General features: G+C 65.8%; 6 protein-coding genes, 1 rRNA gene and 2 pseudogenes. 5 read left to right on the top strand and 4 right to left on the bottom strand.

Translation table 11 applies throughout. The features are described from left to right. Positions 1-63: 63 nt before the first annotated feature. Complete coding sequence (locus GJ629_RS12405; RefSeq protein ID WP_157513339.1) at positions 64-471, bottom strand: hypothetical protein; 408 nt, start codon at positions 469-471, stop codon at positions 64-66. 350 nt (positions 472-821) lie between these two features. Here GJ629_RS12405 and GJ629_RS12400 point away from each other — a divergent pair. Further along, positions 822-2,317, top strand: a pseudogene (locus GJ629_RS12400) (phenylalanine--tRNA ligase subunit alpha). Beyond that, positions 2,317-4,036 (top strand): annotated as a pseudogene (gene pheT, locus GJ629_RS12395) (phenylalanine--tRNA ligase subunit beta). Before GJ629_RS12400 ends, pheT begins: the two co-directional pseudogenes overlap by 1 nt. A 28-nt stretch (positions 4,037-4,064) precedes the next feature. Here the strand turns inward: pheT and GJ629_RS12390 are convergent. Beyond that, the gene (locus GJ629_RS12390) at positions 4,065-4,832 is read right to left on the bottom strand and encodes an alpha/beta fold hydrolase (RefSeq protein WP_157513338.1); all 768 of its coding nucleotides are present in this window, start codon (positions 4,830-4,832) and stop codon (positions 4,065-4,067) included. A 128-nt stretch (positions 4,833-4,960) separates the two neighbouring features. On the opposite strand from GJ629_RS12390, the gene GJ629_RS12385 reads away from it, so the two are divergent. Continuing rightward, positions 4,961-5,161 (top strand): hypothetical protein, encoded by a 201-nt coding sequence (locus GJ629_RS12385; RefSeq protein ID WP_157513337.1) that lies wholly within the window; start codon positions 4,961-4,963, stop codon positions 5,159-5,161. Positions 5,162-5,297: 136 nt separating this feature from the next. Here the strand turns inward: GJ629_RS12385 and GJ629_RS12380 are convergent, their stop codons facing one another. Further along, positions 5,298-6,350, bottom strand: a complete 1,053-nt coding sequence (locus GJ629_RS12380; protein WP_157513336.1) for a quinone-dependent dihydroorotate dehydrogenase — start codon at positions 6,348-6,350, stop codon at positions 5,298-5,300. A gap of 21 nt (positions 6,351-6,371) precedes the next feature. Further along, complete coding sequence (locus GJ629_RS12375) at positions 6,372-6,569, bottom strand: hypothetical protein (RefSeq protein ID WP_157513335.1); 198 nt, start codon at positions 6,567-6,569, stop codon at positions 6,372-6,374. A gap of 218 nt (positions 6,570-6,787) precedes the next feature. Here GJ629_RS12375 and GJ629_RS12370 point away from each other — a divergent pair, with 218 nt between their 5' ends. Both GJ629_RS12370 and GJ629_RS12365 read left to right on the top strand, forming a co-directional pair. Next, a complete protein-coding gene (locus GJ629_RS12370) occupies positions 6,788-7,099 on the top strand; it encodes a non-histone chromosomal MC1 family protein (protein WP_157513334.1) in 312 nt (103 codons plus the stop codon). Positions 7,100-7,579: 480 nt separating this feature from the next. After that, a 16S ribosomal RNA gene (locus GJ629_RS12365) occupies positions 7,580-8,456 on the top strand; the annotation flags it as partial.

Raw genomic sequence — 8,456 nt, 5'->3', positions numbered from 1 at the left:
AGAGTTCGGCGTCGGCGGTGACGACGAACTCCGCGGCGTCCTCGTCGTAGTAGCCCGCAAGTGCTAGCCGCGGGCGGCCGCCGGCGCCCTCGGGGTGGCGGCGGGGAGGACGCGGACCGTCTGGCGGTGGGTCCCGTCGGGCGCGTCGAGTTCGAAGACGTAGGTGCCCGGCACGTCCGGTTGGAACTCCGCCGTGTGGTGGTCGCCGTGGTCGTACTGTGTCGCCTCGTCGTAGGGTGTCGGGGCGAACTCGACGACGGCCTCGCTGTCCTCGGGGCGGTCGACCAGCGACCACGAGAACGCGTCGGTGTCGTAGGGGTCGGGGTCCCGCCGCGGCGTGCCGGCGACGGTCGGCGCGAGGTTGTCCCTGTCGAGGCCGTGGTGGCCGTCGACGAAGATGGGGTCGACGAGTCGCTCGTCGGCGTGTATGAAACGCGGCGGACCGGGGTGGTGGCGGTCGGGGCGAGTCATTGTCCCTACCTCGCGGTCGTCTATCTCCGGGTATATCCTTTCCGTTTTCCGTAATTAAATCGAACTTTCGTGATACACGTGTGTCGTCGACGTTCGGGCGACAGCGGCCCCGCGGCGCAACATTTTTCGTGTCGGTGTGGCAAGCCGATGGTATGGCACCCGAACCCGCCGACCGGTGTCTAGCCAGCAAGTCGACCGCTACCGCCGGGTTCGGTTCTTTCGGGGCCTGACGGGCGGCGGACGCGGGCCGGCACCACCAGTGTCCGCCCGCCGAAACCGTCCGTTCGCGGCCCGCGGAGCGCGAGTGAGAACCGTTAACTGACGAACCCGCGGTGTACCTACCAAGATAGATGGAACTCCCAGCAACACAGGTCGCGGTCGCCGAGGCCGCGACCGCCGAGGAGCCACGGACGATTGCATCGATCGCCGAGGAGATCGGCGAGAAACCGGAGACCGTCACGCGCGCGGCGTTCGAACTCGAAGACGCCGGCTTCGTGACCGTCTCGGAGACGACCGAGGAGTCCGCCGCCCTGACCGAGGAGGGCGAGACCTACCGCGAGGACGGCCTCCCCGAGGTCGCCCTCTACGAGGCCGCGGTCGGCGCCGCCGGCCCCGCCGTCCAGATGGGGCAGGTCATCGGCGCCTCGGACCTTTCGGGCGAGGCCGTCGACATCGCGCTGTCGAACTTCGCCCGGAAGGGCTACGGCGAGATCGACAGTGGCGAACTCAGCGCCGACCCCGACGCCGACCCCGACAGCGACCCCGAGGCCGCGGCGCTGGACGCTATCGCGGCCGCGAGAGCGTCGACGCCGATGTCCTCGACCAACTCGACCGCCGCGGACTGGTCGAGATCAGCGAGCGGACCGTGCGGTCGCTCGCGCTGACCGAGGCCGGGGTCGACGCCGTCGCCGAGGGGCTGACGGTCTCTACCGAGGTCGACCGGCTGACCTCGGAGCTGCTCACTAGCGGCGAGTGGCGCGACGCCGAGTTCAGCGAGTACAACGTCACCGCCGACGCCGGAGCCATCGAGGGCGGCCGCGACCACCCCCTGCGGGCGATGGCCGAACGCGTCAAGGACGTGCTGGTGGGGATGGGCTTCCAGGAGATGCAGGGCCCTCACGCGGACGCGGAGTTCTGGATCAACGACTGCCTGTTCATGCCACAGGACCACCCGGCCCGGACCCACTGGGACCAGTTCGCACTGGACGTGCCGCCGATGCAGGAGTTGCCCGACGGCGTCCGCGAGGACGTCGAGGCCGCCCACCGCGAGGGCGTCGGCCCGGACGGCGACGGCTACCACTCGCCGTGGGGCGAGGAGATGGCCCGACAGATCGACCTCCGGGGACACACCACCTCGCTGTCGGCCCGGCACCTCGCCGGCGTCGCCGAGGGCGACCTCGAACCGCCCCAACGGTACTTCTCCATCGAGAAGGCCTACCGCAACGACGAGATAGACGCCACCCACCTGCTCGAGTTCTTCCAGATCGAGGGGTGGGTGATGGCCGAGGACCTCTCGGTGCGGGACCTGATGGGGACGTTCACGGAGTTCTACGAGCAGTTCGGGATCACCGACCTGCGGTTCAAGCCCACCTACAACCCCTACACGGAGCCGAGCTTCGAGCTGTTCGGCGAACACCCCGTCACGGGCGAGGTGGTCGAGATCGGCAACTCCGGCATCTTTCGGCCGGAGATGCTCGAACCGCTCGGCGTCGACTGTGACGTGATGGCGTGGGGACTGGCCCTCGAACGGTTGATGATGCTCGTCACCGGTGCCGAGGACATCCGGGACGTTCACGGGACGCTCGTGGATCTGGAGTACCTGCGGACCGAGGAGGTGCGTTACTGATGCCCACTGTCGACATCGACACCGACGAACTGCGGGAGTTGACCGGCTACGACGAGAAATCCGACGAGCAACTGAAGGAGGACCTGTTCGGTCTCGGACTGGAGTTCGAAGGCGAGAAGGAGAACGGGGACCTCCAGTTCGAGTTCGAACCCGACCGGCTGGACCGGCTGTCGGTCGAAGGGGTCGCCCGGTCGCTGCGCTACCAGTACGGCGACGACCGCGGGCTGACCATCCCCGCGACCAACAGCGCCGAGTGGACGATTCGCGTCGAGGACGTCCCCGAACAGCGCCCCTACGTCACGGGCGCGGTCGTCCGCGGACTGGATCTGGACGAGGCGACGCTGGACTCGCTGATCCAACTCCAGGAGAAACTCCACGCGACGATGGGTCGCAAGCGCGCGAAGGGCGCTATCGGCGTCCACGACCTCACGATGCTCAAAGGCGAGACGGGGACCGACGACGACGAGAAGTCGATCCGATACACTGGCATCGACCCCGAGGGCGACCGGTTCGTCCCGCTTGAGGGCGACTCGGATATGACGCCGGCCGAGGTCATCGACGAGCACCACATCGGCGCGGAGTACGGCCACCTCGTCGAGGACTTCGAGCGCGTGCCGGCTATCTACGACTCTATCGGCCTGTTCTCGTTCCCGCCGGTCATCAACGGCCGCCGGACCGAGGTGACGACCGACTCCCGGGACCTGTTCGTCGAGATGACCGGGACCGACCAGTGGACGATAGACCATATGCTCTCTATCGTCTGTTATTCGCTTGCGGCCCGCGGCGGGACTATCGAGGACGTCCGCATCGAGTACGAGACTGCCCCCGAGGAGTACCCGCCGGACCTCGTGCGGCCGGACTTCTCGACACACACCAAGACGGTCGCCCACGACCGCATCGAGACGACGCTGGGTATCGACTTGGAGGAGCGAGACGTGCTCGACCTGCTCGAACGCTCGGGGCTGGAGGGTACCCCGACCGACGACGGCCGCTACGACGTCGAGATTCCGCCCTACCGCGTCGACGTGCTCCACCCCGTCGACGTCATCGACGACATCGGGCGGGCCTACGGGTTCAACGAACTCGACCCCCGCTACCCCGACGTGGGGACCATCGGCGGCCGCCACGAGCGCTCACGACTGGAGCGGGCCGTCCGGGCCTCGCTGGTCGGACTGGGCTTTCAGGACCTCCTGAACTTCCATATGACCGACGAGGCCGAGCTATCCGGCAGGATGAGCCTCGGCGACGCCGAGGACGTCCTCGGGGCCGCGGACCCGGCCCGGATCAGGAACCCCTACAGCGAGGACTACACCGTCGTCCGGTCGTGGCTGCTCCCCTCGATTATGCAGGTGCTCGAGAACAACACCCACCGGAGCTACCCCCAAGACCTCGCGGAGGTCGGGTTCGTCGCTCACCGCGACGACGACGAGAACACCCGCGTCGCCGAGGCACGGCACGTCGCGGGTGCACTCGCGCGACACGAAGTGTCCTACGAGGACGGGAAGGCCCGCTTGCAGGCGCTGGCCGCGGACTTCGGCGCCGACTTGGAGACGCCCCCGACCGAGCATCCGTCGTTCATCCCCCGGCCGCGTCGCCGAGGTGGTCCTCGACGGCGAATCGGTCGGCGTCATCGGCGAACTCCACCCCGAGGTGCTGGTCGAACACGACCTCGAGTTGCCCGTCGTCGCGTTCGAGTTCGACGTAGCGGGACTGCGGTAGACGTTTCGTTGCCGATATTTTCAGTTGTTCAGTCCACGGTCGCGTTCCCGAACCACGGGACGGTGACGTTCGCCAGTCGGTCGTGCGCGACCGCGTAGGTCGTTCCGGAGGGCCGGTCGCCGGGTTGTCCCCGGTAGTCGCCGAACTGGCTGTGATTGAGGCCGTCGAGTCGCCGGACCGTCGCGTCCGCGGGGAGGTTGTCGGCGTTGGCGTCGAGCGTCTCGCGGTCGATGACCGTGTCCGCGTCGCCGGTGACGCTCAGCACGCGCAGATCGGTCTCGGCCACCGAGCGGTCACAGTACGACCCAAAGAGGACGAGGCCCTCGACTCGGTCGGTGTGTTCGCCCGCGTACCGGCAGGCCATCGCGCCGCCCAGCGAGTGACCGCCGACGTACCACCGGTCGACGGCCGTCTCGCGGTCGATGACTTCGTCGGCGGCGTTCTGGTCGAACACGGCGAGGTTCAGCGGCATCCGAACGACGGCGACGGTGACGTTCGCCTCCCGGACCAGCGGTGCGAGCGTCCGGAGGTAGGCGTCGGGATGCACTCGTCCACCGGGGTAAAACACCAGTCCGGTGTCGCTGTCGGCCTCGGTCGGCCGGAGGACGTAGGTACCGTCCGTCTCGGTCACGTCGAGACGGTCGTCCGCCGTGACCGACTGGACGCCGCTGTCGGTGCCGTGTAAGGGCGTCCCGAAGTACAACAGCGCGGCGCTCGACGCCACCACGGCGACGACGAGTAGCCACACCGCCGCCCGCTCACCCTGCCGTGACAGCACGCCCCGGAGTCGTCCCATTACGCCCCAGTGGGTCCGGCCGCTCCCTAACGATACCGGTCGATCAGTTACCGGCGGGTAACTCGGTGAGCGGGCCGTTCGCTGAGGACTAAGGGTTACCGGATCGAAGTGGGTAGTACGTGGTAACTATGTCTGTCAGCGACGATACCGGCGACGACCCGGCGTGGTTCGAGACGGCCGAGGAGGCACCGGCGTACGATCTGACCTTCGCCTACGACGACCCCGAGGACCCCGCGACGGTGACCATCTACCCCGAGTCGGCGACCGATCGGACGACGTGGCTCAGCGTCGACGCCGACCACGCGGTTTCGCTTGCCGACGCTCGGTGATACTCTCAGGGGGCCGACGCCGGCCACAGTGTCGCTGGGCCCTCGCCACGCGACGGGGAGACACTCGGGATACAGACCTGTTGAACGCACAGTCGACGAACGTCCGTCGGACCCCTCCTGTGGCGGTTCGGGGTCCTTACAGGTCCGCACCGACGGCCTCGGTGACGTTCTCGAAGCCGTCCCGTTCTAATAGCGTCACCAACCCGCGGTTGATGTTCCGAGCGATGGTCGGTCCCCGGTAGACCAGTCCGGTGTACAACTGGACGAGGCTCGCGCCCGCCCGAATCTTCCGGTAGGCGTCCGCCGCGGTGAACACGCCGCCGACGCCGACGACCGGCACGTCCGTCCGGCGCGCGACGAACCGGACCATCTCGGTCGACGCGGCCTCTATCGGCCGCCCGGAGAGACCGCCCTCCTCGACCCGGTTGCCGCTCGACAACGTCTCCGGCCGGTCCGTCGTGGTGTTCGTGGCGATGATCCCGTCGAGGTCGTACGCTTCGACGACCTCTATGGTCTCCTCGACGGCGGGTTCGGGGAGGTCGGGCGAGAGTTTGACCAGCAACGGCTCGGCCCCGGCGTCGACGAGTTCGCCCAGAATCGCCTCCAATGACTCCCGGTTGGCCAGGTCACGGAACCCCTCCGAGTTGGGACAGGAGACGTTGACGACGAAGAAGTCCCCGCCGTCCGCCACCTGCTCGTACGTGTAGCGGTAGTCCGCCGGGGCGTCGGCCGTCGGCGTCGATTCGGACTTCGCGAGGTTGACACCGACCGGGAAGTCGGTCGTCGTCCGGGCGAGTCGCTGGCCCACGACGTCGGCACCCTCGTTGTTCAGTCCCATCCTGTTGATGAGGCCGCCGTCCTCGACGAGTCGGAACATCCGCGGCCGGGCGTTGCCCGACTGCGGTTCGGCCGTCACGCCGCCGACTTCGACGTGACCGAACCCGAGCCCTCGTACCATCCCCGTGATCGTCGCGTTCTTGTCGAACCCCGCCGCGACGCCGACCGGATTTGGGAACCGCTGGCCGAATACCTCGACCTCGAGGCGGTCGTCGTCGACCGCCAACGCGCGCTGGAGTGGCCGGCGGAGCCCCCCGTGCTCGGCGATATCGAGGCCCGCGTGGACGAGACTGTGGGCTGTCTCCGGCGGTAGTCTGAACAACAGCGGCTTGGTTATGGAGTAGAGATTCATAACACGTACGCGTGCGTCACGTCAGAACTCGTGCTCGACGTCCTCCGGGTCGGCTTTCTGGATGATGATCTTGTTGTCACGGACCCGGACGAAGACCTCGTCGCCGATGTCCATTCCCGCGACGGCTAGCTCGTCTTCGTGGAGATTGATGTGCACATTGTGGTACTCGCCGTCCTCGTCTTTGGCACCACTCGGGCTGAGCTTCTTTTTTCTCACCATCGCGCTATCCTATCACGTGGTTGGCCACAGGACTTACTTAAGTCTACCGTGCGCGGGCCGGCCTTCTCCGCTGTTTTCCTCCCGTGGTTCCGCTTTTTTTTCACGCTACGTCCGGCGGTTTCCGACGGGGGTTTATAAACAATCCGCCCGCCTGACCCCGGTTTTGGGGGTATATTTATTATGAGCCATGTGCTGTCTTGGCATGGAGCCGTCAACCTATGGCAGCAGACGACGACAAGCGGAACTTCGCACTCCGAGACGACGATGGTACAGAATCGAGCGTCTTCTCCGGCGGGACACCGCGGCAGGCAGCACTGAAGGCTGCCCGCCGGCTAGAGCCTGCCCCGAGCGAGGACGACGCCGACCCGGAGGAGATCCGTCTCCGGGAGAAAGGAACGAAGAAAGTCCACATCTACGAGGGGTGGGCGTGGGAGGAGTCCGCGCCATCGGACAAGCCCGATTGGATGCCGGGAGACATCACGAAAGGGAACGTCTCGAAACAAGGTGTCGAGCACCTCGACGACATCTGACCACCCCGTACCGACCTGTTCTTCTTCCCGGTGTGACAGACTCCCACTATACCACCCTTCCCTATGTAATCGCATAACGTAGGGGCTCCGGTTCGACGTGTTTAAGTATGCCCCTCCCATCGAAACTGATGCAACGTGGCGCAGGGCGCACGTCGCCCCGCTGGGTCACACGCGACCCGAACGCCCACGACGACTGGGCGTTCAGGTCGGACGCGATCGTGGCTCGGCTGGGGTCGTTCGATTCCCGGCCACACCGGACGCGAATCACCCCGGTTCGAAGGGCTTAAGTCCCCTCCCGGGATATGTTCGGGTCCGAAGGAAATGAGGATTCCACCCCTGCGGTCCGCCGTACAGATGGGATCTGATGTTAGCCTTGGTAGTTCGGTGACACCCGACTGGGTGTCGTCGAACGTGCTACGATAGCGACACACACTCTTCAGAGTGTGTACCCGCCTAACCCCCTGGCATTGTGCAGGATACATTCCGGTTGATCCTGCCGGAGGCCATTGCTATCGGAGTCCGATTTAGCCATGCTAGTTGCACGGGTTTAGACCCGTAGCAGAAAGCTCAGTAACACGTGGCCAAACTGCCCTATGGACACCAATAACCTCGGGAAACTGAGGCTAATGGGTGATACAGCTCTCAGCCTGGAGTGGCGAGAGCTGGAAACGCCCCGGCGCCATAGGATGTGGCTGCGGCCGATTAGGTAGACGGTGGGGTAACGGCCCACCGTGCCGATAATCGGTACGGGTTGTGAGAGCAAGAGCCCGGAGACGGTATCTGAGACAAGATACCGGGCCCTACGGGGCGCAGCAGGCGCGAAACCTTTACACTGCACGACAGTGCGATAGGGGGACTCCGAGTGCGAGGGCATATAGTCCTCGCTTTTCTGTACCGTAAGGTGGTACAGGAACAAGTGCTGGGCAAGACCGGTGCCAGCCGCCGCGGTAATACCGGCAGCACGAGTGATGGCCGCTATTATTGGGCCTAAAGCGTCCGTAGCTGGCCAGACAAGTCCGTTGGGAAATCGGCGTGCCTAACACGTCGGCGTCCGGCGGAAACTGTCTGGCTTGGAGCCGGAAGACCCGAGGGGTACGTCCGGGGTAGGAGTGAAATCCCGTAATCCTGGACGGACCACCGATGGCGAAAGCACCTCGGGAAGACGGACTCGACAGTGAGGGACGAAAGCTGGGGTCTCGAACCGGATTAGATACCCGGGTAGTCCCAGCCGTAAACGATGCTCGCTAGGTGTGCCGTAGGCTACGAGCCTGCGCTGCGCCGTAGGGAAGCCGTGAAGCGAGCCGCCTGGGAAGTAACGTCTGCAAGGATGAAAACTTTAAAAGGAATTTGGCGGGGG

Source organism: Halapricum sp. CBA1109 (assembly GCF_009741825.1).
Classification (GTDB): domain Archaea; phylum Halobacteriota; class Halobacteria; order Halobacteriales; family Haloarculaceae; genus Halapricum.
The sequence above is the reverse complement of the archived record's forward strand: the minus strand, read 5'-3'. Positions and strand labels throughout refer to the sequence as shown.

Coding starts and splice junctions, on each gene's coding strand:
- GJ629_RS12390 (WP_157513338.1), bottom strand. CDS start 4,832: ATGGGACGACTCCGGGGCGTGCTGTCACGGCAGGGTGAGCGGGCGGCG.
- GJ629_RS12380 (WP_157513336.1), bottom strand. CDS start 6,350: ATGAATCTCTACTCCATAACCAAGCCGCTGTTGTTCAGACTACCGCCG.
- GJ629_RS12370 (WP_157513334.1), top strand. CDS start 6,788: ATGGCAGCAGACGACGACAAGCGGAACTTCGCACTCCGAGACGACGAT.
- GJ629_RS12375 (WP_157513335.1), bottom strand. CDS start 6,569: ATGGTGAGAAAAAAGAAGCTCAGCCCGAGTGGTGCCAAAGACGAGGAC.
- GJ629_RS12385 (WP_157513337.1), top strand. CDS start 4,961: ATGTCTGTCAGCGACGATACCGGCGACGACCCGGCGTGGTTCGAGACG.
- GJ629_RS12405 (WP_157513339.1), bottom strand. CDS start 471: ATGACTCGCCCCGACCGCCACCACCCCGGTCCGCCGCGTTTCATACAC.